The following is a 23,886-nucleotide window of genomic DNA, read 5'->3' as shown; positions in this document are numbered from 1 at the left end:
ATATTCGCCGGCCGCGGCACGCCAGACGCCGCCATGGCAAGCGGTTCACCCCGGATGTCAACATTCTCTACCGGCCAGACGCCGTCGCCGAGCGAAAACAGTTCGGGCACTGGGAGTGCGATCTCATCCAGTTTCGCAAGAAGTTCGGCAAGGCCAACGTGACGTCACTGGTCGAGCGGGTCAGTCGCTTTGCCATTTTCCTGCGCAACAATGACCGGCAATCGAGGCCGGTGATGGACGGCCTGATCCAGGTGCTACAATCCCTGCCCCACCTCGCCCGTCGCTCGATCACCTTCGATCGTGGCACGGAGTTCACCGACTGGCCTTACCTGCAGGCCAGCATCGGAGCGCAGACATGGTTTTGCGATCCGCAATCCCCGTGGCAGAAGGGCACTGTCGAGAACACCAATAGACCGGGCCAGGAAATGGCTTTCGAGAGAGGTCGATCCACTGTCTCTCGGCGACCGCGATCTCACCGAGATCTGCAACCGCCTGAACGCAACGCAAATGCCTCGGCTACAAAACGCCGGCAGAAGTCTTTCGCCAGAAACTTCTCGCCCAAATCAGGCGCACCGGTTAGCCTCTCAAAACCCGCAAGTCACGGTCCGCCATTAACTCACAACGGCAGAAAGTCGCGCTCGTCGAAGCTGTATGTCATGGCTCAAATTGGATTTGGCATCACGGACACGTCGCTGCCTATTTTGCGACACCGTCCTATCAAAGCATCAGCAGCGTCAGCTTGTCGATCTAGCGCACCAACTCAATCTACAGGCTCTTAAATCTGTGTGACTTAGGGCGCGGGCTAAAAGTCTTCGTTATCCACATGCTCGTAAGTTCTCGATCCCCTACCCCGACACAGCGATAATTCACTTCTATTGTGTTATCCATGTCCATTGATTTTCTACAAGGAATTCACTTGCGTGGCCATGCGTTCCTAGGTGAGGAACTAATCGATCCACCTAAAATGTTGGGATTGTCTAGCAAGACGGAGAACCCATCCGACTGCTTGGGCGGTTGATAAGGGAACATGACCATTAAGGCTTTACGAACCGCCAACTGCCGAATCTTGTTGCTAAACATTTACCGCCGTCTGACTAATACATAAAAAATTTCAATCTTACTAAGTAATTCGGCGGCAGCTAAAATACAAAATCAGACGCTAGTGCGGCAATCCAGAATATCAAAAAATATATTATCCTCATATATTGATCTGTGGCTAGCCGCCGTCTAGATCTGGTCAACACGCGGCGCGGGGGCCTACCCCGGTCAGCGAAGGGAGGCTTAGATGAACCGACGTGACAACATGCACACCGACAAAGCCAAATCGATCGGCCAGAGATGAAGGACGGCCTTCTCGTTGGAGAACGTGACCGCGACCTCTTGCCCGTGGCATACTCAGCGGCCAGAGAATACGATGAAAGCCAACTGGGGCTGTAATACAGGCCGCCCATTTTCGCTCGAGCCAAAATTCGTGCCGGCATAGGGGCCAAATAGTTCAGCCTTGAATTCGGAACGACGCCCGATATGAACGAATAAGCTCCTGTAGGGTCCTTAAAGGACATCGACAGAGGAAAACTATCAAATGCGGTGTTGCAAGAACGAGCCCCCACGTCGCGGGGTCGATTCAAATTTTGACATTGAACCAGAACCTGCAAAGGCCGATATTGCCTACGATGCTATTCGACGATTGCTCCACAGTTACGGTCGTGTGCCGGAGCAACATCTCAGGGAACAGGATCTGGCGTCTAAGCTCGATATTGGTCGAACCCCAGTTCGCGAAGCACTTCAACGGCTAGCAGCGGAAGGAAAGATCCAATACATCCCTCAAAGAGGTTTTTTCACGAGACCGATGTCAGAAAATACACTGTTGGATTTTTACGTTGTTGGACGCGAGACCCTCATTTCGGCCTTAAATCGAATGCGGCCGCAGGTACCAGAGAGCTGGAGCGTGTCGGACAAATTGTCCCCTGACGAACTCGCCTTAAGGGCAGAAGCGATCTTCTCTAAAATCGCCGAGGAAGCGGCCAATTGTGAGGCCTGCAAAATCGTCCACCGATTCTGTTTTTGTACTCACCCTCTACGAATGGAAATAACCGCGTCCGATCTTCGGCCCGCGTTTGTCAAAAGTCTCGGAAGACTAAGTGCCGCAATGTCTGAACTAGGCATGGCAACGGACCGGGCGCAGTCCGCGTTGATGAACCACCTTGATCTAGAACAGGGTGCCGTCTCAAGGATCGTACAAGAGGTGAACGAACGTGGACTAACAGGATTTTCTCGCCCCGCGTGAGTCTTGTGATCGCATACCGAAGCCCCAAGCCGAGAATTCAATCGACGCCGCTCTGTGGTTTCGAAAGCCCCTCGTAAAGACGATCTCGCAGTTGAGGCGTTTTTGGGTGATCGTACTCCGGCAAGCCGGAGGAGCGGGGAGAAAACCTCACTGCTGCAATGCTGCCAGAAGAGTAAAGCGGTCAGATCCTGCGACGGTTCGAGACATCTTGGCGGACCTTCACTGCCCCTGTGGTCCCCAATCTTACTCCCGTTCGATGCAGAGCTCCGCATAGCCTTCGACGATGACCTGTTCGCCTCACAACTAAGCTGCAGCCACGCCGATGCGGGTTTTCGTGGCCGCGGTCTTCACAAGATCAGCCATCATCTCCTCGCCGGGCTGAAGGCGAACATGATCACAGCCCCTCCCCGACGTTGAAGGTCACGCCCCTCGGCTTAAGCAAAGTCAAAGATGGCCCCGCATAGCCCCGTTGGCGACGGCTCGGCGGTGTACTTCGCGAATGTCCTCTTCCGCAAGCCACGAAATCATCTGGGCGCTCGACTGCGGCCTGCGGTTCCTGCGAAAAGTGTTGATCTGCATCTTCGTGTTTGTCGTTTCAGTGTAGCCATCAGACTGGCGTCCAAGCCCCTTCACGAATGAAACAACCTCGCACATAGTGGGAAAACGCTGGCCTAGTTTGACTTGGATCAAGAGGCCAGCACCGGCTTCATGACAGTCCTGGCGCAAGTACCAGAAAGCCGGCCGGAAAACGGCCGTCTGTGCACTGAGGACGATATCATGAATTACACAACGGAAACGATGGTGATCACGGTCGCGGCGTTTCTGGCGCTGCTAGGAGCTGCATTCGGGCATGACCACCTCTTTGCAGTCCACATGGGTATTCTTTGCTTCTGCCTGCTCGCGGGTGCTGCGCTGCTGATCAGCAAGGTTGATTTTTCACCTGCAGCCCACAGGCGGAAAGTCGATGTCTCGGGCTATTTCGACGAGGTGATCCGATACGGCTTGATCGCCACCGTGTTTTGGGGCGTGGTCGGCTTTCTGGTTGGCGTGATCATCGCGCTGCAATTGGCTTTCCCGGACCTCAATGTAGCGCCTTACCTTAATTTCGGCCGTCTTCGACCGGTGCACACCTCCGCCGTAATCTTCGCCTTCGGCGGCAATGCGCTCATCATGACCTCATTCTACGTGGTTCAGCGAACGTGCCATGCACGCCTTTTCGGAGGCAGCTTGGCCTGGTTCGTGTTCTGGGGCTACCAGCTCTTCATCGTGATGGCTGCGACCGGCTACGTGCTCGGCATCACCCAAGCCCGTGAGTACGCTGAACCTGAGTGGTACGTCGATCTGTGGCTGACGATCGTCTGGGTCGCCTACCTCGCCGTGTATCTTGGTACGATCCTGAAGCGCAAAGAGCCGCATATCTACGTAGCAAACTGGTTCTACCTCGCCTTCATCGTCACCATCGCGATGCTGCACGTAGTGAACAACCTTGCGGTTCCCGCCTCGTTCCTGGGGTCCAAGAGCTATTCTGCCTTCTCAGGCGTCCAAGACGCGCTGACCCAATGGTGGTACGGCCACAACGCCGTCGGCTTTTTCCTGACCGCCGGCTTCCTGGGCATGATGTACTACTTCGTGCCGAAGCAGGCCAACCGACCCGTTTATTCATACCGGCTCTCGATCATCCACTTCTGGGCGCTGATATTCATGTACATCTGGGCCGGCCCGCATCATCTGCATTACACGGCACTGCCCGACTGGGCCCAGACGCTTGGAATGGTTTTCTCGATCATGCTCTGGATGCCCTCCTGGGGCGGCATGATCAACGGTCTCATGACCCTTTCAGGTGCCTGGGACAAGATCCGCACCGATCCGATCATCCGTATGATGATCGTCGCCATCGCCTTTTACGGCATGTCAACCTTCGAAGGCCCGATGATGTCGGTGAAGACAGTCAATTCGCTCAGCCACTATACCGAATGGACGATCGGTCACGTGCATTCCGGCGCACTCGGCTGGGTTGGAATGATCACCTTCGGGGCGATCTACTTCCTGACGCCGAAGCTATGGGGACGCGAGCGTCTCTACAGCCTGCGGATGGTCAACTGGCACTTCTGGCTCGCAACTCTCGGGATCGTCGTCTACGCAGCCGTGCTTTGGGTTGCGGGGATCCAGCAGGGGCTGATGTGGCGCGAGTACAATTCCCAAGGCTTCCTCGTCTTTTCCTTCGCGGAGACGGTCGCGGCGATGATTCCCTATTACGTGCTGCGCGCTGTGGGCGGGACACTCTATCTGGCGGGCGGTCTCGTCATGGCCTGGAACGTGTTCATGACGATCCGCGGCCGCGTGCGCAACGAGGCTGCAATCCCAACCACTTTCGTGCCCCAAGCACAGCCCGCCGAGTGAGGTGAGACATGGCATCGATATTGGATAAACATAAGGTCCTGGAGAAGAACGCGACCCTTCTTCTCGTCGGCTCGCTGCTCGTCGCGAGCATCGGCGGCATCGTCGAAATCGCACCGCTGTTCTACCTGCAGAACACGATTGAAAAAGTGGAAGGCATGCGGCCGTATACGCCGCTCGAGCTGGCCGGACGAAACATATACATCCGCGAAGGCTGCTATCTCTGCCACAGCCAGATGATCAGGCCGTTCCGCGACGAGGTCGAACGTTACGGCCATTACTCGCTCGCCGCCGAGTCCATGTACGATCATCCTTTCCAGTGGGGATCCAAGCGAACCGGACCGGATCTGGCCCGTGTCGGCGCACGCTACTCCAACGAATGGCATGTCCAGCATCTCGCGGATCCACGGGCAGTCGTGCCGGAGTCGATCATGCCAAGTTACGCCTTCCTCAAAGAACAGAGGGTGACGGTCAAGGACGTGGGAATGGACCTGAAGGCCAACGAGGATGTGGGCGTGCCTTATAACGACGACATGCTGGCGAACGCAGAGGCCGACATTAAGGCCCAGGCCGATCCGAACGCAGATACGACGGCGCTGCTCGCCCGCTATCCGAAGGCGAAGACCGGCGATTTCGACGGCGATCCTGCTGCGCTGACCGAAATGGATGCCTTGGTGTCCTACCTGCAGATGCTCGGAACATTGGTCGATTTCTCGACCTACGACGATGCGACCGGCTACCGATGAGGTGATCCATGGAAACCTACACTGCAATGAGACACTTCGCCGACAGCTGGGGCCTCCTGGCAATGGCGGCATTCTTCGTCGGCGTCGTTGTGTTCACCCTTCGCCCAGGCAGCAAGCAGACGGCGAAAGAGGCCGCCGATATTCCCCTAAAGGAAGATTGAGATGTCGGAAAAACATATCGACGAATTTAGCGGCGTCGAAACGACCGGACATGAATGGGACGGCATCCGCGAACTCAACAATCCGATGCCCCGCTGGTGGGTATGGACCTTCTACGCCACAATTGTCTGGGCGTTGGGCTATGCAATCGCATATCCCGCGATCCCGATGATTACCGACGCCACGAAGGGCATGCTGGGCTTTTCCAGCCGCGCCGAGCTGCAGCAGAACCTGGATCAGGCCAAGGCATCGCAGACGACGCTTCATGATCTGATCGCCGCCAAGACGGTACACGAGATCGATTCCGATTCTGCCCTTCGCGAATTTGCGATCGCCGGCGGCGCATCTGCATTCAAGGTGAACTGCGCGACATGCCATGGCTCGGGAGCAAGCGGCGGCCCGGGATTTCCGAACCTCAACGACGACGACTGGCTATGGGGCGGAGACCTGGATGCCATCCAGGCGACGATCGCGCAGGGGATTCGTTTCGACGGGGATACGGACACTCATGCGTCCGAGATGCCGCCGTTTGCCGATGTTCTGGATCCCCTCCAAACAAGGCAGGTCGCGGCTTACGTCTGGGGACTGACCAATACACCGTCGGACCCCGGTCTCGCAGAGGCCGGAAAACAGGTCTTCGTCGATAACTGTGCCGCATGTCACGGTGACGACGCCAAAGGAAAAGCCGAAATGGGCGCGCCGGATCTCGCCGATGCGATCTGGCTGAAGGCACGCGGCGAGGATGCGATCATCCGTCAGGTGGCCGCTCCCAAGCATGGCGTCATGCCTGCCTGGGCAGGGCGTCTCGGCGATACGACGGTCAAGGAACTTACCATTTTCGTGCATTCGCTTGGCGGTGGGACGTGAGGAGAAAAGCCATGGCAGTTCACGGCCACAACCCGATCCTCGATCTCTATTGCACGCCGCGCGCCACCATACGATCGCGTGTGTCGGCGCATGCCAAGACGATGCCCCGTCACCCGAGCAGGACGATCCGACAAAGATCGGCAATTCGACGGTAAGTTTGACCTGTGTCAAGGACCACAAGCAGACGCGCCGTTAGTCCTTAGCTCGTCGAGGATGTCCCAACCGTGCCTCTCCTCGGCAGCTCCTGCAGGCCACGCCCTCTGTCCAGGGCGTGGCCTGTTCCTTTTTCAGGAAGATCACTTTCCCACGCCATCGCATTTGGGCATTTCTTGATCTGCATCAAGGAACTGATGTCCCGCAGGTGGGAAAAGGGGAGGTCAAAATCGGACAGAGCCATGAATCTCTCTAGTGCCCCATATCCCAACGACATAAAGCGCGTCGGCGTCGAGCCCGTCAATGCACGCCGTAACAGGCAGCCCCGCTATGCCCCCCGGAAGAAGATTTTTCCCAAGCGCGCCGAGGGGAGGTTTCGCCGGTTCAAGTGGATCGTCATGCTGATTACGCTCGGCATCTGCTATCTCGCTCCATGGGTTCGCTGGGATCGCGGTCCGTACGCGCCTGACCAGGCAATCCTCATCGACCTGTGTTCACGGCGCTTCTTCTTTTTCTTCATCGAAATCTGGCCCCAGGAATTTTATTATGTAGCGGGCCTCCTCGTCATGGCGGGGTTCGGCCTGTTTCTCGTCACTTCCGCGGTTGGCCGCGCATGGTGCGGCTACGCTTGTCCGCAAACCGTCTGGGTTGATCTTTTTCTCGTCGTCGAACGTGCGATCGAAGGCGATCGAAACGCGCGAATGAAGCTTGATGCTGGTCCCATGAGCTTTGCCAAGCTGAGGAAGCGTGTCGTCAAACACTCGATCTGGTTGCTGATCGGCGTCGTCACGGGCGGAGCGTGGATCTTTTATTTTGCCGACGCGCCGAGCCTGTTTGTTTCGCTGTTCACCGGCCGCGCTCCTGCAGCCGCCTACACCACCGTCGCCATCCTTACCGCGACGACCTATGTGCTCGGCGGTCTCATGCGAGAGCAGGTGTGCACCTATATGTGCCCATGGCCACGCATCCAGGGTGCGATGCTCGACGAAAATTCTCTCGTCGTCACATACAATGACTGGCGGGGCGAGCAGCGGTCGCGTCACGCCAAGAAGGCTTTGGTCAATGGCCTATCGGTCGGGGATTGCGTGGATTGCAATGCCTGCGTGGCGGTGTGTCCGATGGGAATCGACATTCGCGACGGACAGCAGATGGAGTGCATCACATGCGCGCTCTGCATCGACGCCTGCGACGGTGTCATGGACAAGCTCGGAAAGCCCCGCGGCCTGATCGCCTACGCCACGCTGAGCGAATACTCGAGCAACATGTCGGTTGCCACGGATGAAGGACGAACGGCCGTCCAGCCGTCCAGGGTTCGAAACGAGGATGGGACCTTCGTTCCGGCGATCCGGCACTTCGACTGGCGTATTATCTATCGTCCGAGAACCGTGTTTTACGCAGTCGCCTGGGCGTCGGTCGGCGTGGCCATGCTCGTCCATCTCACCTTTCGGGAGCGCCTTGAACTCAACGTCGTTCACGACCGAAACCCCCAATATGTTCTGGAAAGCGACGGCTCTCTCAGGAATGGCTACACGCTTCGTGTCCTGAACATGGTGCCGACGCCGAGGGATGTGAACATAAGCCTGGTCGGGCTGGAGGGGGCGACGATGCGCATCCCCGAGTTCGGCAAGGAAGACGCTCGCAGCTTTACAGTCCATGCCGAACCCGACGCGGCCACGACGCTCAAGGTCTTCGTTACACGCAAGCCTACCGGAGCCGCGATCAATGAATTTCTGTTCGTTATCGAAGATACCGATCATGCCGATCGGGCAACCTACCGCGCGGCGTTCAATGCACCGGGAGACATCAAATGAAGACCTCCGCTCAAGGTTTTACAGGCCTGCACATGCTGCTTGCGACCTCGGCATTCTTTGGCGTGGTGATCGCGGTGAACGTCACCATGGCCTTCTATGCCTCCTCCAGCTGGAGCGGTCTGGTCGTGGAAAACACCTATGTCGCCAGTCAGGAGTTCAACCGCAAAGCGGCGGCGATGAAGGCAATGGCCGCTTCCGGCATCGAGGGCAACCTCTCCATAAAGGGGCACGAGATCCGCTACGACATTCACGACAAGAGAGGATCGCCTGCGATCGTCGACGACGTCGTTCTGAATTTCAAACGGCCCGTCGGAGACCACGAGGACTTCCTCCTTACGCTCAAGAAGGCAGCCGCGGGGCGGTTCGAAGCGGAACATGATCTAGCCGAAGGTGACTGGATCGTCGAGGCCATCTCGCGCAACGGCGGCGTGGTCGTCATGCATGAGGCAAAACGCATCGATAGCGCGGAGTTGAACCAATGACCTGCTGTACCATGGACGCGGAAAGCGTGCTTGCCCTCAGCACGACATCATTCAGTGCCGAAGAGGTCCGTCTTGCCAGTCAGCCGCTCGGCGAGGGATTGCGTCAGCTGGACCTGAGTGTTCCCGACGTTCACTGCGGTGGCTGCATTTCGGCCATAGAAAGGGCGCTGCTGACACTTCCCTTCGTCAAGACGGCGCGCGTCAATCTCACAGCTCGAAGGGTGACCTGCGTCTACCAGGAGGAGATCGAGACGCATGCCGCCGATCCGTCCGAGATCCTCGCAGCGATCAACTCGGCCGGATATCGCGCGCATCTCTTCACGCCTTCAGCTCCCGAGAACGACAAGACCAGAAATCAGCTTCTCCTCGCGATCGGCGTTTCCGGTTTTGCGGCCGCCAACATCATGTTGCTCTCCGTATCGGTCTGGTCGGGTGCAGATGCCGCGACGCGCGATATGTTTCATTGGATCTCGGCGATGATAGCAGCGCCCGCGCTGGTTTATGCGGGGCGCTTCTTCTTCAAATCGGCCTGGAATGCGCTGCGGCACGGGCGCACCAACATGGACGTTCCGATCTCACTCGCCGTGTCGCTCTCCTATGCCGTTTCCTTGTGGGAGACCGTCCATCACGGCGAGCATGCGTGGTTCGACGCTTCGGTCTCGCTGCTCTTCTTCCTGCTGATCGGCAGAACCCTCGATCATATCATGCGGGAAAAGGCTCGGGCAGCGATCAACGGACTGGCACGGCTGGCCCCGCGCGGAGCATTGCTGATCAATCCGGACGGGGCGCGACGCTACATTGCGGTAGAAGAGATCGCGGCGGGGGATGAAATCTCGATAGCCGCAGGCGAACGGGTTCCCGTCGATGGCATAGTCGTCAGCGGAGAAAGCGACCTGGACCTCTCCATCGTCACCGGCGAGAGCAGCCCCGTCGCCGTCGCCAGCGACAGCGAAGTGAGTTCCGGGGCGATGAATTTGACCGGCTCGCTCGTGTTGCGGGCGACGAGAATTGCCAAGAATTCACTTCTCTCGGAGATCATCGGCCTCATGGAAGCCGCCGAGGGCGGAAGAGCTCGCTATCGCAGGATCGCCGATCGCGCTGCGACACTCTATTCGCCGGTCGTGCATCTGCTGGCGTTGGTCTCCTTCCTTGCCTGGGGCTTCCTGGGCGGAGACTGGAAACAGGCCATGCTGGTCGCCGTAGCGGTCCTGATCATCACCTGCCCATGCGCATTGGGTCTTGCCGTGCCCGTGGTCCAGGTCGTCGCCGCGGGGGAGCTTTTCCGGAAGGGCATCATGGTGAAGGACGGCTCAGCACTCGAAAGACTGGCTGAGACCGACACCGTGGCCTTTGACAAGACGGGCACTTTGACGATGGGCAGTTCGCGCCTTGTCAGAGTGGATGCCATGGACGAGAGCGCCACTGCAATCGCCGGTGGATTGGCAGCGCATTCACGGCATCCTCTTTCTCGGGCTCTGGTGCGGGACACCGAAACTGCCCCCATCTCCTTCGACAGGGTCACGGAAATCCCCGGCGGGGGACTGGAAGCCAGGAACGGAGCGGATATCTATCGCTTGGGCAACGCGGCGTTTGCCTGCGGAACCAGCTTCGTGCCCCGCACCGCCGACAGTCCGTTCTCGGAAGTGGTCCTGTCGAAGAATGGCGTCGATCTTGCCCGCTTCTTCTTCGATGACACGCTTCATCCGGGTGCGTGCGAGGCCATCGACCGGCTCGATGCAGCCGGCCTTGAAACGCTGATCTTGTCGGGCGACAGGCAGACCGTCGTCGACAATACGGCGCATGCCCTGGGTATCGACAGGGCTTTGGGCTCTCTGACGCCGAAACAGAAGGTCGAGGAATGCCAGAGGCTGAATGGCGAAGGTCGTCGCGTGCTCATGGTTGGCGACGGGATCAACGACGCCCCGGCGCTTGCTGCCGCGCATGTCTCGATGGCGCCCGCCACGGCCTCCGATATCGGCAGACTGGCGGCCGACCTCGTCTTCTTCAACGATCGCCTTGACGCTGTTCCGGAAGCGATCGCCGTTGCGCGACGATCCGCCAGCCTCATCCGGCAGAACTTCGCTCTCGCCATTGGTTACAACGTTCTGGCGGTGCCGATCGCCATCGCCGGATTGGCGACGCCGCTGATAGCGGCGGTGGCAATGTCGACATCTTCGATCATCGTCGTGACCAACGCACTGCGGCTGAACGCCCTCAGCAAGCGTCCGGGTATGCACACTCGAGGAGGGATCGGCAGGAGTGCGGAGGTCAAAGCCGCATGAACATGTTGATCTATCTCATACCGATCGCGCTACTGATGGGAGGAATAGGACTCCTGGCATTCCTTTGGTCGCTGAAGAGCGGCCAGTATGACGACCTTCAAGGCGCCGCCTGGCGAATCCTCGCCGAGGACGAAACCGATCAACGAGAACCCTGACCGCACACTGGGTCCAAACACGAAAGGAAGATGGATGCTTGCGAAAAATTCTGTACTTCTGCAGTCTGAACTGTTCGCTGGTTTGGATCAGGCGACTGCGGAGCAATTCACCGCAACGGCTGAGCTTCGAACCTTCGCCGCTGACGAGAAGATCATAACCGAGGGTCAGCAGGCATCGTTCGTCTACTGCGTCATGAACGGGTTTGTCCGACTTTCAAAATCGGAATCCGCCGGGCGCGAGGCGGATATCTGCGTGTGCGAGCCGGGCGACACCTTTGGGGAATATCTCCTCGTGGGGGGCGACTCCTATGCCTATAGCGCGCGGTCCGCCGACGGGGCCGAGGTCGCGCTGTTTGCGGTTACGGACTTGCAGGCGTTCGCCGCGCAATATCCGGTCGTACATCGGAACGTCATGCGCATCATGGTCAGGCACCTGCTCGGCGCGATGGATTGTATTGCGGGAGATCGGTTGTTGACGGCCGCGCAACGGGTGGCAAGCTATCTCATAAGCCGCTGCTCCGCATCGACGACCACCACACGGATCACGTTCCGTATTCCTTATCGGAAGAGAATCCTAGCCGGCAAACTGGGATTGGCACCGGAAGCCCTTTCCCGCGCATTTGCGGCGCTTGCGGCGTCGGGCGTCAAAGTCAGAGGCAAGGCCCTCCTAATCGACAGCGTCGATCTGCTTCGCAAGGCGTGCTAACCTTAACTAACCGGCACAAAATATCCGAGATGAGGCTCAAGCAGAAACGCCTCATGAAAATCGGAAGGCTGCTTGATTTCGATCGATCCCGCCTCTGATCTCAGCGATCATAGATCCAGCGTCCGATCACACCCATGCACCCCGCATGACACATTGCCGCCCTCGCAATATGATGCGGGCATTGGGTCTGTGAGGGGTGCCGACTATTGATGGTCACGCAATCCGTCCACTCAGCTGCCTGGAGACGGCTCTGTTTGTTTGTCACGATCAATTTCTCGCGCAGCTTTCCCCGCTAACCGTCGTCCCTGGAACTGGTTCCGTCTAACTGCCGTCGGAACAGAATGAGAGTCACTGGCGTTCGATTTTGTTGCTGATCTCATTTCGAGCCACCGAATTAACATTGGACGGAGGATTGCCAGGACGAGCCGTACCACAAGGGGTTTTGATTTCACCCGAAAGGTACTGGCCGCTATTGCATGGCAGCATGTCGACATCGAGAAAATCGCTCGACTTCAGGGAGTTCTGATACGCTATTACTTCTTTCATGGACAACGGCGTCGAAAAGATCGTCACTCCCTCAAAGCCCGGCAGTGCCTCTACTGGCTCGATCATGGGCGAGCTCTGCCCGGGCACCGCGGCCGCGCCAATAACCCATGGCCCAACCGAGCCGAAAGTGACGGATTTCGGCCGGCCGGTTGGCGTACCAGAGCTGTAGGCAGAATGCGGGAAACCGCTGTCGAGCCTCATCCCATTGGTAAGCTGTAAACACCAAAAGATAGGTATATGGCGCGAAACGGTCGATGCGAAGTTTGCCGTCTGGAGTGAAGGTGTAGTAAATCCACTCTGTGCCGGAGAATGCGCCTATTGGCCCCACAACGTTCATATCCCACGGCTTTTGCCACCACGCAGTATCCGCCCTTCCACTTTGAAGCAGGCTTTTTGCAAAAGACCACTTTTGACCATTGGCGTTAGGCGTGGCACCTAACGCGAAGGATAGGTAGGCGCCGTTCGAAGTTGAACTGAGTAGCGACAGCGCGCTACCGCCGTTAGGAACGGTATTATCTCGGGTTTTTTCCACCAAAAGGACTGTGAATCCTCGGTCCGGTCTGATCGATGCGGGTTGACTGGTCTCGACTGATCCGTGCGGTGGAAAGTTGAAAGAAGTCTTGTTGGTATAAAAGTCAAATGCCTGCCTCGTATTTTCAGGCACTGGATAATCCAATCCTGCCGCCGAGTCGTGTATGTACACCTTTGGATATTGCCCGAAAATCGGCACGACCTTCGGTGTGAGGGTCTGAGATACTTTGCCGGATGCGCTTCTAAGACAATTGGCTTCATCGATGCATGATGCTGATTGGCCCACGCCAGCAGCAAGACAACCCACCGCAGAAAACAGTAGGAAGATTCTTTTGCCATAATTCATAAAACAATCCTTTGTGGACGCGTTGGTCTCGCCTTAGCGGCTGAGTTTGGTTGTGTTGCGGCGCCCCATCTGGCGCAGCATGTCGCCGATTACGTCGGGTAAATCGGTGGTGATGAGATTCGTACGATTGACGATCGCCATCTCCGGATCACCTCGGTAATCGGGAACGATACCTCCTTGCGCGGTCGACCTAGGATCGGTGTTATGCTCGAAGCAGCATTTGCCAGCGCTGTTGGCAACGCCCTCTGGATAGTAGTTACGTTCATGATAGGTGGCGAAGCCCTGCTTCTGGTCGGTATAGTCGAAATACGCCTGAAGACCGTCGCCCTTGTAGAATTGGTTCATCTCGAATTGAATGAAAAACGGCGCCACATTCCATTGATCGTAGATTGAGTCCTCGTGCGGATCATAGTTGGAATCCTTCACGTTCTGGTCATCCGGGTTCTCGACAATAATCAGCCCACCAATGAGGTCGGGGTCGTAGGTCGTCCGATTCAAGACCGTGCCGACATCCACTGCATCCTTCGCTTTGAGTTTGAATACGACGGCTTTGCTGAGTTTCAGCGTTCGCCTTGGTCGCGAGAATTGTCAAGGCAATGTTGCATGAGCTCGATGGGATCGGTCGGGTCCTGATCATCGACCGCCGCCTTGACATCCACGATCATCACGTAACCACGACCATCGTCGGAAACATATTGGGCGAGTAGATCGAGCGCGGCAGAGAACGTCAGGAACTTAGCCTTGTGCCCCTGCGAATCCGTAAAAACGCGACCATGCCGGTCCCTTAGATCCGTCCGGCTCAATTGAGAAAAGTTTTGGTTATATAAAAAACCGCTTCCAGTTGACACGCGGTCAATCCTGTAGTCGTGAGATAGAACGACTTCTTTGTCCGCAGTGAAGCGGGCGTCGACTTCCACGCTCTCGATTTGCGAATTCCAGGCGTCTTGCAAGGCGTTGGCAGAATTCTCTGGATAGATCTCCCAGGATCCGCGGTGCGCCGATAAGATGACCAGGTCATCGTCGGGTTCCGGCACCTTAAACATGTTTCTCGTAATCGCACTTACAAGATATGGTGAAGGCTTTACCGGCAGCAGAGCCGCTGCTTCGGCACTAGATGAAACGCCGAAGGCAAAAAAAGAAGTCAATATGAGCGATGCTCGCAGACACGACCGGCCGCAGAGGTGGCCAAAACGCCAGGAGCTAGAATGAAGAGTCGCTGACGCTGCTACGTTGTTGCTGGATTGCATAAAGACTCAGAACCTTTCGATGATAATGTTCGTTAGCTCGCTACGTCGTACCTCTTACACCTGCGGCTTTTTTGCAGCACAAGCATCTCAGCAATGGCTAAGCTGGTGGGAACGGAAGCAGGGTGAATGCCATGGCAGCGACAAGGGACAGTGAGCCAGCGCCTCGGTCGCCGCTGGCGTTTATGGCTGCAACAGCAACATCAAGATGGTCCATAAAATTGGATCACACCAAAGGGGTCGCAATATCGCGTTCTCAACGCTGTGGCGTAGGGGTTTTTCAGTCAAGTGGACTCTCCGGCAGAACCTTCGTCATCAAATCTGCTGCGCCGAACGGTGTTTGGACGTAGTTAATTGCCTGCCAGCCACTCTTTTCGTAAAGAACGCGCGCGTCCTCTGTTACCAAGTAGAGGCTTTTGCAACCGAGACGCGATGCCTCCTGCTCCAGCCGCTTAATCAACAACGCGGCTATTCCTTTATTGCGGTGGAATGGATGGACATACAGCGACTTAAGCCATGGAGATAGATTGGATTTTCCGTCGAAGTCACGATCAGCTAACGTGATCATTCCTACGGGCACCGCGTTTTCAATGGCAATAAGTGTTAGCGGCATTGAACCGCTCGTTGCGGCTTCAAACTCACGTCGCGTTTGTTCATATGAGCCATACGATTGACAACCCCATTGTCCGAAGGCCCAGCTTGTGCAAACGGAAAGGAAATTCGGAAATCCTTCTAGGTAATCTATCGTCACCGGAGTTTCAGCTGTCATAGTGTCTCCATGTCTTTAGCGGTCCGAGCAAACAAGCGCGGATAGTCAAATGACGAGCCCGTGCACTACCCTAGTGCTATCGCACGCACCATGAATCTGGACAGTGATACCGGGGCTCAAACGGATCGCTTGCGCGCAATTGGTGATCACAAACGAGCCAAGATTTGTGGCAGTGCCGCCATGTCATTAAACAGCTTTATCGCACCTGCTTCTGCCAGTTTTTCTCCATGCCCAGGTAGGCAATGGGAGCCACCAACAAAGCCAATCACCGTCATCCCCGCAGCCACCGCCGCCTGGGTTCCCGCAACACTATCTTCAATAACAAGACAACTGCCAGCTGGTTTCTTCATATTCTGTGCAGCAAACAAAAAGAGATCCGGAGCCGGCTTCCCACGAGCAACTTGCGAAGCGCTGAAGACATGGGGCCAAAAAAACTTGTGTAGGTCTGTGACTATGAGTGCCAAGCAGAGCTTTGTAGTGTCACTGTTCGACGCGACGCACTTCTTCAAATTGATAGCTTGCAACGCTTGCCGAACGCCGCTGGTCGCGCGCAGATCACGCGCGTAACGATTTGCGATTTCGGCCATAACGCTTTCATGGTGATCCTCTGGTAGGCGGAGGCCCCGCTCGGATTCTATGACTGAATAACTCTGCTGGTCAGTCATTCCCACGAAACGATCATTATACTCTTCAGCGGATATGATATAGCCACACTTCGCCAACGCTTCGATGTGCACCGCGGTTGCGATAAGCTCGCTATCGACGAGGACCCCGTCGCAGTCGAAGATCAATAATTCCGGTTTTTTTGAGAAAGACATACAAGGGGCCTCGTCGTAGAAATGGCTTTGAGTTTTGTCCCAGTGCTGCTTAGATGTTTGCCCATTGAGCAGAGTGTGCTTAAAACCTGTGGGTTAGACTATTGCGGCCCGGGGAATTGTCGCGACGCGTGGTGCTCAGCTGGGAATTGCTCCAGCTGCGATCTCCGGCCCCTGCTTATGAAGAGCACTCCAAACCTTGTGAAAAGCATCTGCGTAAAGATGCATCAACTCGCCACCATTTGGCGGTGCGATCTCGGAGACGTAGAACATCGTATCCAATATTTTCACGGTGTGTGGAAAATCGGCGGCGTTCCACTTGTTGCGAATTTCCGGGAGATATTCAAAAACGGGCTTCGTGAGCCAAACGCAGATAGGCACACCTTCGGCCTGCAGCGATTTGACGACGAAATCCCTTGCAGCCGGACCTGGCGGAAAGCCAAGCACCTCAGGTTCAATCCGCAAAGGAAAGTTGAGCATCGAATGGTCGCGGTCTGACGGGTCGAAAAGCGGAAGTATACCCGCAAGGTCGCTGATCATCTCCCATAACAGATTGCTATTGTCTCTTCGAATTTCGAGTTGCGCATCCATCTCTGTGACCCGCAGCTTCGCAATAGATGAAGAGAATACGTTGGGCCGGTAATTGTACCCTTGGGAAAGAGGCGAAAATATTCGCGCTCCGCTGCGAGACGAGCTTGACAGCGATACGCGATCAACATGTGCAATTAGGTCGTCGTCCTCCGTTATCACAAATCCCAACTCGCCGGCCCCAAGGTGTTTAGCGCCGTTTCCGGAAAGAGCGAGTGCGTCTGCATCAAGATGAGAGCCGCCGACGATTGCTTTCGCGGCTGCGATCGACTGGCAGATGTCGTCGATTACCGCAATTCCTTGAGCACGCGCAGCATGCCTTCCATCGGGGACGAGAACATTGTTCCCGAAAAGGTGGGTGATCAGAACCGCAGCGACGTTGGGGTTGAACCTCTCAGCGGCCGCCCGCTGATCAATCCCGGCTACGCTCATGTCGACATCGACGAAGACGGGTTCAAGGCCATTGATTGTAATTGGTCCTACCGCTCCCGGCCAATTCAGTGCCGCGGTAACAACTTGCTCCCCGCGCTCCTTGAAGTAGTCGAGTTCAATGTGAATGGCCGCCGTTCCGCTGCCGACAGCCCGCACTTGCCACTTTCCAATCCACCTTGCAAGATTTTGCTCCAGATCGCTGACAATTGGATGATTGACGCGGTGATATTTCCCACTATCCACAACTCCGCGAAGCGCATCCAAGTGCTTTTTCTCTGCCGCGGGCCAAGGTATGACGCGTCCCAGAGGGATCACGGGCTTCCCGCCGAAAATGGCGAGCTTCTCGACTGCGCAAGCACCTTGCGCGTTGCGCGTTTTGCGCTCTGGTGCACCAAATCCGCTCATTGCATTGTCCAATCATCGTTCATTGAAATGCTGATCAGCCCTCGCAATCGCTATCACCGTTTTCGGAGATGCAAAAGTTAAAAGTGAGTATAAAATCAAGTATATATGAAGATATATGTGGGGGCATCAATATAGACAAGTACAGACTGCATCTCGTATATGGCTGCGTGGAATAATTGGCGCAGCCATTGGAGCCCCGCTCCGCTTCGGCTCGTCACTTCAATATTTCAATTGTTTTTTAACGATTACTCGGACATCTGAGGTCATTGAGGAAAGCCTTGTGAGGGGATCTTTCCGGGTTTTCCAGGCGGCACGTGCGGTCATAAGACGCGTTGAAGGAGCCCCAGATGGCCCTAAAAACACGATCCGGTCCGAACGGGGAGCTCCAGTTATCCGGCTGATAGTGCTCACCGCTTAGGCTCAGTTGGATTCGTAAAACAGGATCGGATGAAATGGACTCGTTGATAAGAAGACTTCAAGCTTTCCGGCTTGGAGAGAATGAGAGCAGCCCTGACGATAGCCAAAAAAGCGAAAGCGGTAAGGGCATTATGCTGGCTCAAAAACTAATCTCGACGGGAACTTTAGGGGCCGCAAATCGAGGACGATTGCTACAAGCCTTGTACGACATAGGAGCATCTAGCAGGGCGGATCTGGCCCGCGTTACCGGTGTGACTCGAGGAACTATCGGTGGGATAGTGCAGCCTTTACTCGATCAGGGGGTGCTCGCGGAAGGAGAGGTGATCCCTCCCAATGAAACAGGCGGCAAGCCGGCTACCAAATTGTGGTTTTCCAAGGACGCAAGGCCAATTTGCGCGGTGCTCCTGCTGCACGACCGAGTGAGTGCGTGTTTGGTCTCTTTGGAGGGCGAGGTCTATGCGCAAAATGTCGTCTACTTCCCGAAGAACGTAGCAAATGCGGCCGACGCATTCCGTATTATAAGCACCTGTATCGAAAAAGCGGTCGCATTTGGAAAGCCGATCTTGGGGATCGGTGTAGCCGTCGCAGGAATGATCAATACGGAGACTGGCACGATCGTGACCGTCGGCCTTGCGCCTTTCCTCGATGGATTTCCGCTCGAAACCGAATTGAACAAGCGTTTCGGAGTCACAGTCTGCGTCGATCAGGATACGAGGGCGCTGCTCGTTGGGGATCGCTGGTTTGGACAGGGCCGCGGTCGGAGAAACTTCGCCTCGGTCTATATCGGAGAGACTTTGGGCGGAGCGCTTTACCTTGATGGACATCTCTATCGCGGACCCGCAGGTGCAGGTGGTGAAATCGGTCATACGACCGTAGACATCAAAGGTCGGATGTGTCAGTGCGGCAGACGCGGATGCTGGGAAACGATCGCCAGCTCGAAGTGGCTAAGGACCGAAGCTAAGGTCAGGCGGTTGCCACGACCTCTCTCCCTGGATGTGAGCCGATTGTCGACGCTGGCCGACAAGGACGTGCCGGGCGCGAGAGATCTCATTCGCGACTACGCGTTCAATATCGCGGTTGGCCTGGCGAACCTCCAGCAGTTTATGGCGCCGAATTTCATTGTTATTCACGGGGACATTGTACGGGGGGGAGGCCCCATTCTTCGTCTGATTCAGGAAAGCTTCCACGATCTGGTATTCCATCGCCCAGGTGATGATATCGCCCTTGTTTTCGGAGATGGCGAATGCCTGGCTGCTCTACGCGGTGCCGCCAGTCTGCTTCTTTCTGAATTGCTGAATTTCGTCATCTAACTGCCTCCGCATGCGATCCTCGGGTATGTATTGTACGGCGCCAAATGGCGCTGCCGAGCTATCTCAATGTTCCGACTGGGTGCGCACCCTTTCCCAGCCTAAGTCGCGGTGGTGAAGACATCGACGCTGTACCGGCGTTGGTCTGATCGGTTCGCTGGTCGGAGATCCCATTGCCGATGTCAATCTGAAACCCGGCGACGATCGACCGCAGCCGCTTTGCCTCTGCGGCAAGTGCAGTACTTGCAGCCGTGGACTCCTCGGCCATGGCAGCATTTTGCTGCGTAACTTGATCCAGTTGATTGATAGTCCGATTGATCTCGGAAAGAGTTGCCGACTGCTCATTGGAAGCAACCGTGACTGCATCAAGCTGGGTGTTGATCAACACGATTTGTTCCTCGATTATCTTGAGCGTCTCACCGGTATCGCAAACCAGCGTGACGCCACTGCTGACCTCGTCAACGGAATTGAGGATCAGGTCCTTGATCTCCTTTGCTGCGTGCGCTGAGCGTTGAGCAAGCTCCCGCACCTCCTGTGCAACGACTGCAAAGCCCTTTCCGGCCTCGCCGGACCGTGCCGCTTCAACGCCTGCATTGAGGGCCAGGAGATTGGTCTGAAACGCGATTTCGTCGATCACGCCGACAATAGCCGATATCTGCGAGGAAGAATGTTCGATCCGCTGCATTGCTGCGACAGCGCTGGAAACAACTTTCCCGGAATGACGGGCGGATTTGTTCGCCTCGACCGCAACGTGTCGGGCTTCCGCCGTGCGCGTGCTAGAGCTGGCGATATTCTGGGTGATCTGATCGAGGGAGGCGGCAGTTTCCTCCAGAGAAGCGGCCTGATGCTCAGTCCGCCGGGACAGGTCCTGCGCGCTCAAAGCGATCTCCTGCGCGCCATCATTTATCGATCTGGTAGTGTGCGACACGGCTCTCAGGCTTTCAGCGAGTTGAACAACAGCGGCGTTGAAATTTGCGCGCAATGGTTCGAAATCCTCAGCGAAACTGACGTCGAGACTGAACACGAGGTTGCCGCCCGCAAGCTGCTTCAGGCCCTCAGCCAGCCCGGCCGTGGCCTCCGCCATATCACGTGCCCGCTGGCGCTCGGTGTCGGCGAGGCGGGTACGTTCGATCTCGCTTGCCCCACGACTGGCCTCTACATCCTTTTCGAGATCGCGTGTCCGTAACTCGTTGTCCTTAAAGATTTGCACTGCGCGGGCCATGGATCCGATCTCGTCACGGCGGATCGTTCCCTCAACAGACAACGTCAGATCGCCCTCGGCAATGACCTTCATCGTCGAAACCATCTGCTTGATGGGTTCGACCAACCAGGAGCGAATCGTGATGAAACCAAAGACTGAGACGGCGAGCAGTGCGGCAATCGCTGCTCCCAAACTCACTACTGACGTGTCACCGACAACGCGTAAAACATCAGCACGCTTTTGCTCCGCGTCTGAAGCGAGTTCTTCCGTCACGGACGTAAACCTCGGTGAAATGGCAGCGAAGGCGGGTTGACATAAAGTCAGATAGAGTTGCTGTACCATGGCAAGCTCGGCTTCACTGGTCGCGCCGCGGGCCACAGCGACCGCTGCACCACACGTGTCGGTCAGGACAGAGAATCCATCCGCCTTCAACTTCGGCAGTTCACCCTGCTCGGGAACTGCCTGGATGGCCAGATCCATGAACCTGACGAAGTTCTCTCGCGCGTCATTCAGACCTGCTTCTGCCCGCGCCTTCGCTTCTTTCGACCGCGTCATCACCATGTCGCTGATGCTGGCACGCGCCGTTTCGAGACTTCTGTTTGACTGTGTCAATCGAAGCGCTGCAGATGCATCCCGGTCGAGAAGCCCTTGGTAACCGTCGTTTACCGCAAGCATCTGGCGGCTCTGATAGAATGTCAGTCCCAGCGCCGTGACACCAAAAATCGCCATGATGACAAAGAACTTCCCGACAATGGAAACATGTTTCACAAGCCACTCCTCTAAGCTCTGTCACGGTGCATGAATGTTCAGGTTCTGCATTTCAAAATTCGGAATCCGAAGAAAAAAATGGCTGCCGCCGACCTCGTATTCGACGACAGCCAAGTTGCCTGGGAGGGCAGGAGAAAAGACTTGAATTCCTAGTGTGGCGATAATTTGCGGATGTCCTGTCAGTCTCGGATCGCAGTTCCGGTTACCGGATCGAACCAGTGCAATTTCTCCAGATCGACAGTGAGCGGCAAATGTTGGTTGGGACGCGGTGTGAGCGCCGGTGGGATCCGCGCGACAAGTCGGTTCTTACCTTTGTTTGGAAAGTCTTCGGTATCTTCGGCATCGTTTACGTTGACCGGCGGTGACGCGATGTCGAAAAAGACGAAGGTGTCGGCTCCCAGCGCTTCGGCAACCGGGACCTGCTCGTTGAAGAGGGCTTCAGACGCGGGGCAAACCAGAAACATCTCCGGGCGAATTCCAACGATGACCTGCCGGCCTATATATTCCGAAAGTGCCGGCTTGGCGGCGACGGAGAAGGATATCTGCGTTCCAGTTACCGCAGCTTTGAGTGACCCGGCTTCCGCAGTCAGCTCGACGCGCACAAAATTCATCGCGGGCGATCCGATGAAGCCCGCGACAAAGAGGTTGGCGGGCTTGTCGTAGAGCATTTGCGGGGTGTCGATCTGCTGAAGATTGCTCTCCTCTCCATTGAATACTGGCTTCAGCACAGCGACACGATCGCCCATGGTCATGGCTTCGACCTGGTCGTGGGTTACGTAGAGCGTCGTTACGCCGAGCCGCTGGTTGAGCAGCTTCAGTTCGCCGCGCATCTGTACGCGGAGCTTGGCATCAAGGTTTGAAAGCGGCTCGTCCATCAGGAAGGCCATGGGATGGCGAACGATCGCGCGACCCATTGCCACACGTTGGCGCTGACCACCGGACAACGCCCCTGGTTTGCGTTCGAGATAGCGGGTAAGGTCGAGCATTTCCGCCGCGTCACGCACCAGCTTATCGATCTTGTCCTTGGGCATTTTGCGCTGCTGCAGACCGAAGGCCATATTGTCGTAGACAGTCATATGGGGGTAAAGCGCGTAGTTCTGAAAAACCATCGCGATATCCCGGTCCTGGGGCTCAGTCTCGGTGACATCAGCGTCATCCATGAGCAACCGGCCGCTGTTGAGCGTTTCAAGACCCGCTGCTATCCGCAATAATGTCGACTTGCCACAACCGGACGGGCCGACCAACACGACGAATTCTCCGTTGGCCACCGAAAAACTTACATTCGCAACGGCAACGGTTCCGTCCGGAAAGGTCTTGCCGATCCCGTCGAAGGTCATGGACGCCATTTTTATTTACTCCCCGTATTTTCAAGCGAGGCAAGCCGCACTGTTCGTGCGGACATGCCCCGCGCTTTTGGTTCCGGCTCTAGCCGATGTTCACAGCCTTGCCGGTCGCGACGGATTCCTCGATGGCTGCCAGGGTCTTGGTGTTCGCCAGGCCGTCCTGTGCATCTGCCAGTAGCGGAGCGTCGCGCACGACGCTATCGACAAAACGAGCGATGGATTCCAGGACAAAGCCGCCGATGCGCGTCGCGCCGGTTGGTGTTATGCCGATATAGTCATTGTATTTTAGTCCGCCGTCGACGATCTTTCGCAGGCCGCCATTGTGGGTGGGGTCCGCCTGGACCTGGCCCTTTTCGCCGACAAACTCGATCTTGAAATCGACAAGCGAAGGATTGTCACGCGACAGGATCCAGCTGTTCTCCATGGTCACGACCGTGCCCTTGGAAAATTCAAGCACCGAGACATGGAAATCCTTTGTATCCACGCCGCCGGCCGACAGGGTCCCCGAGCGGGCGACGGAATAAACCCGTACGACCTCGTCCGCCAGGATGAAGCGCAGGACATCCACCAGATGACTGCCCAGGAACCAGAGTGCAGAAGACTTCGCGGCCCAGCTCAGCATTTCAAACGGAACGAATGTCGTATTCGAAAGACGCGCAGTACCGTGCTTTGCCAAGCCGATCTGACCGTCTTGAATCATGTCACGAACCTGGGCGAGGATTGGATTCACACGATTATGGAAATCAATCATCAGCTTGCCCTTGGACTTTGCGGCGGCCGCAGCAATTTCCTCGGCTTCGCGCACTGTCGTCGCAAGCGGTTTTTCGCTCAATACGTGTTTGTCGGCTTTCAGCGCGGCCAGAATGATCGGCGTGTGGGTAAAGTCAGGTGTCGCAACCGAGATGGCGTCGATCTGATCGCTTGAGATCAGCTTCTGATAGTCGGTAAAGGCCTGCGTTGCGCGGTAGGCTTCCTTCATCTTCAGCGCCCTGCCCTCATCGAGGTCACAGACGCCGACCAGTTCGGTCTCCGGCAAGACATTAAAGGTATGGGCATGATTGCCGCCCCAAAGACCGGCGCCGATGACGCCCATTCGCAGTTTGTTCATTGCATTACTCCATTCATAAGG

Annotated in this window: 19 protein-coding genes and 3 pseudogenes; 13 read left to right on the top strand and 9 right to left on the bottom strand. The window is 56.4% G+C overall.

Translation table 11 applies throughout. The features are described 5' to 3' along the window. Positions 1-5: 5 nt before the first annotated feature. The 12 genes and pseudogenes from AC25BC_RS26475 to AC25BC_RS26420 form a co-directional block, all read left to right on the top strand. Positions 6-580: pseudogene (locus AC25BC_RS26475) on the top strand (IS30 family transposase); the annotation flags it as partial. Positions 581-1,582: 1,002 nt separating this feature from the next. Next, positions 1,583-2,287 carry a GntR family transcriptional regulator gene (locus tag AC25BC_RS26470; RefSeq protein ID WP_003563085.1) on the top strand — a complete coding sequence of 235 codons (705 nt, stop codon included), beginning with the start codon at positions 1,583-1,585 and terminating at the stop codon, positions 2,285-2,287. Between the two features lie 777 nt (positions 2,288-3,064). After that, a complete protein-coding gene (gene ccoN / locus AC25BC_RS26465) occupies positions 3,065-4,687 on the top strand; it encodes a cytochrome-c oxidase, cbb3-type subunit I (RefSeq protein ID WP_003563088.1) in 1,623 nt (540 codons plus the stop codon). A gap of 8 nt (positions 4,688-4,695) precedes the next feature. Further along, a complete protein-coding gene (gene ccoO, locus AC25BC_RS26460) occupies positions 4,696-5,430 on the top strand; it encodes a cytochrome-c oxidase, cbb3-type subunit II (RefSeq protein WP_003563090.1) in 735 nt (244 codons plus the stop codon). A gap of 8 nt (positions 5,431-5,438) precedes the next feature. After that, a complete protein-coding gene (locus tag AC25BC_RS26455) occupies positions 5,439-5,591 on the top strand; it encodes a CcoQ/FixQ family Cbb3-type cytochrome c oxidase assembly chaperone (RefSeq protein ID WP_003549664.1) in 153 nt (50 codons plus the stop codon). A gap of 1 nt (position 5,592) precedes the next feature. Then, a complete protein-coding gene (gene ccoP / locus AC25BC_RS26450; RefSeq protein WP_003563092.1) occupies positions 5,593-6,456 on the top strand; it encodes a cytochrome-c oxidase, cbb3-type subunit III in 864 nt (287 codons plus the stop codon). An 11-nt stretch (positions 6,457-6,467) separates the two neighbouring features. Then, positions 6,468-6,652: pseudogene (locus AC25BC_RS26445) on the top strand (hypothetical protein). 199 nt (positions 6,653-6,851) lie between these two features. Continuing rightward, positions 6,852-8,420, top strand: coding sequence for a cytochrome c oxidase accessory protein CcoG (gene ccoG / locus AC25BC_RS26440; RefSeq protein ID WP_128439876.1), 1,569 nt, complete (start codon positions 6,852-6,854; stop codon positions 8,418-8,420). Beyond that, entirely contained in the window at positions 8,417-8,902 is a 486-nt protein-coding gene (locus tag AC25BC_RS26435; protein ID WP_128439756.1) for a FixH family protein, read from the top strand. Before ccoG ends, AC25BC_RS26435 begins: the two co-directional genes overlap by 4 nt. Continuing rightward, positions 8,899-11,184 (top strand): cation-translocating P-type ATPase, encoded by a 2,286-nt coding sequence (locus AC25BC_RS26430; protein WP_487778565.1) that lies wholly within the window; start codon positions 8,899-8,901, stop codon positions 11,182-11,184. Before AC25BC_RS26435 ends, AC25BC_RS26430 begins: the two co-directional genes overlap by 4 nt. After that, positions 11,181-11,339, top strand: coding sequence for a cbb3-type cytochrome oxidase assembly protein CcoS (ccoS, locus tag AC25BC_RS26425; RefSeq protein ID WP_003549679.1), 159 nt, complete (start codon positions 11,181-11,183; stop codon positions 11,337-11,339). The genes AC25BC_RS26430 and ccoS overlap by 4 nt, the downstream gene beginning before the upstream one ends. Positions 11,340-11,373: 34 nt before the next feature. Then, on the top strand, positions 11,374-12,045 hold the full coding sequence (locus AC25BC_RS26420; RefSeq protein ID WP_128439758.1) for a Crp/Fnr family transcriptional regulator: 672 nt from the start codon (positions 11,374-11,376) through the stop codon (positions 12,043-12,045). A 348-nt stretch (positions 12,046-12,393) separates the two neighbouring features. Here the strand turns inward: AC25BC_RS26420 and AC25BC_RS26415 are convergent. From AC25BC_RS26415 to AC25BC_RS26390, 6 genes and pseudogenes are all read right to left on the bottom strand, one after another. Further along, a pseudogene (locus AC25BC_RS26415) lies at positions 12,394-13,468 on the bottom strand (hypothetical protein). Between the two features lie 33 nt (positions 13,469-13,501). Then, on the bottom strand, positions 13,502-13,984 hold the full coding sequence (locus AC25BC_RS26410) for a hypothetical protein (protein WP_245459875.1): 483 nt from the start codon (positions 13,982-13,984) through the stop codon (positions 13,502-13,504). Between the two features lie 44 nt (positions 13,985-14,028). Then, complete coding sequence (locus tag AC25BC_RS26405; protein WP_245459876.1) at positions 14,029-14,613, bottom strand: glycerophosphodiester phosphodiesterase family protein; 585 nt, start codon at positions 14,611-14,613, stop codon at positions 14,029-14,031. Between the two features lie 379 nt (positions 14,614-14,992). Continuing rightward, a complete protein-coding gene (locus tag AC25BC_RS26400) occupies positions 14,993-15,481 on the bottom strand; it encodes a GNAT family N-acetyltransferase (RefSeq protein WP_012755357.1) in 489 nt (162 codons plus the stop codon). A gap of 146 nt (positions 15,482-15,627) precedes the next feature. Beyond that, entirely contained in the window at positions 15,628-16,299 is a 672-nt protein-coding gene (locus tag AC25BC_RS26395; protein WP_012755356.1) for an HAD family hydrolase, read from the bottom strand. 135 nt (positions 16,300-16,434) lie between these two features. After that, positions 16,435-17,721: a DegT/DnrJ/EryC1/StrS family aminotransferase gene (locus AC25BC_RS26390; protein WP_128439759.1), complete on the bottom strand. Its 1,287-nt coding sequence runs from the start codon at positions 17,719-17,721 to the stop codon at positions 16,435-16,437. A 452-nt stretch (positions 17,722-18,173) separates the two neighbouring features. Here AC25BC_RS26390 and AC25BC_RS26385 point away from each other — a divergent pair, with 452 nt between their 5' ends. Then, complete coding sequence (locus AC25BC_RS26385; RefSeq protein WP_025397872.1) at positions 18,174-19,448, top strand: ROK family protein; 1,275 nt, start codon at positions 18,174-18,176, stop codon at positions 19,446-19,448. A 58-nt stretch (positions 19,449-19,506) separates the two neighbouring features. Here the strand turns inward: AC25BC_RS26385 and AC25BC_RS26380 are convergent, their stop codons facing one another. The 3 genes from AC25BC_RS26380 to AC25BC_RS26370 form a co-directional block, all read right to left on the bottom strand. Beyond that, entirely contained in the window at positions 19,507-21,414 is a 1,908-nt protein-coding gene (locus tag AC25BC_RS26380; RefSeq protein WP_128439760.1) for a methyl-accepting chemotaxis protein, read from the bottom strand. Between the two features lie 179 nt (positions 21,415-21,593). Continuing rightward, positions 21,594-22,760, bottom strand: coding sequence for an ABC transporter ATP-binding protein (locus AC25BC_RS26375; RefSeq protein ID WP_025397870.1), 1,167 nt, complete (start codon positions 22,758-22,760; stop codon positions 21,594-21,596). A 79-nt stretch (positions 22,761-22,839) separates the two neighbouring features. Then, a complete protein-coding gene (locus tag AC25BC_RS26370; protein ID WP_128406343.1) occupies positions 22,840-23,865 on the bottom strand; it encodes a Gfo/Idh/MocA family protein in 1,026 nt (341 codons plus the stop codon). Positions 23,866-23,886: the final 21 nt, after the last annotated feature.

The organism is Rhizobium sp. WSM409, from assembly GCF_057653825.1.
This window is presented reverse-complemented; position numbering and strand designations above follow the sequence as displayed.

Excerpts from the sequence above, each read along its gene's own strand:
- ccoP (WP_003563092.1), top strand. The coding sequence starts at position 5,593 with ATGTCGGAAAAACATATCGACGAATTTAGCGGCGTCGAAACGACCGGA.
- AC25BC_RS26390 (WP_128439759.1), bottom strand. The coding sequence starts at position 17,721 with ATGAGCGGATTTGGTGCACCAGAGCGCAAAACGCGCAACGCGCAAGGT.
- ccoG (WP_128439876.1), top strand. The coding sequence starts at position 6,852 with ATGAATCTCTCTAGTGCCCCATATCCCAACGACATAAAGCGCGTCGGC.
- AC25BC_RS26395 (WP_012755356.1), bottom strand. The coding sequence starts at position 16,299 with ATGTCTTTCTCAAAAAAACCGGAATTATTGATCTTCGACTGCGACGGG.
- ccoS (WP_003549679.1), top strand. The coding sequence starts at position 11,181 with ATGAACATGTTGATCTATCTCATACCGATCGCGCTACTGATGGGAGGA.
- ccoO (WP_003563090.1), top strand. The coding sequence starts at position 4,696 with ATGGCATCGATATTGGATAAACATAAGGTCCTGGAGAAGAACGCGACC.
- AC25BC_RS26430 (WP_487778565.1), top strand. The coding sequence starts at position 8,899 with ATGACCTGCTGTACCATGGACGCGGAAAGCGTGCTTGCCCTCAGCACG.
- AC25BC_RS26470 (WP_003563085.1), top strand. The coding sequence starts at position 1,583 with ATGCGGTGTTGCAAGAACGAGCCCCCACGTCGCGGGGTCGATTCAAAT.
- AC25BC_RS26370 (WP_128406343.1), bottom strand. The coding sequence starts at position 23,865 with ATGAACAAACTGCGAATGGGCGTCATCGGCGCCGGTCTTTGGGGCGGC.
- AC25BC_RS26400 (WP_012755357.1), bottom strand. The coding sequence starts at position 15,481 with ATGACAGCTGAAACTCCGGTGACGATAGATTACCTAGAAGGATTTCCG.
- AC25BC_RS26375 (WP_025397870.1), bottom strand. The coding sequence starts at position 22,760 with ATGGCGTCCATGACCTTCGACGGGATCGGCAAGACCTTTCCGGACGGA.
- AC25BC_RS26420 (WP_128439758.1), top strand. The coding sequence starts at position 11,374 with ATGCTTGCGAAAAATTCTGTACTTCTGCAGTCTGAACTGTTCGCTGGT.
- AC25BC_RS26455 (WP_003549664.1), top strand. The coding sequence starts at position 5,439 with ATGGAAACCTACACTGCAATGAGACACTTCGCCGACAGCTGGGGCCTC.
- ccoN (WP_003563088.1), top strand. The coding sequence starts at position 3,065 with ATGAATTACACAACGGAAACGATGGTGATCACGGTCGCGGCGTTTCTG.
- AC25BC_RS26435 (WP_128439756.1), top strand. The coding sequence starts at position 8,417 with ATGAAGACCTCCGCTCAAGGTTTTACAGGCCTGCACATGCTGCTTGCG.
- AC25BC_RS26385 (WP_025397872.1), top strand. The coding sequence starts at position 18,174 with ATGGACTCGTTGATAAGAAGACTTCAAGCTTTCCGGCTTGGAGAGAAT.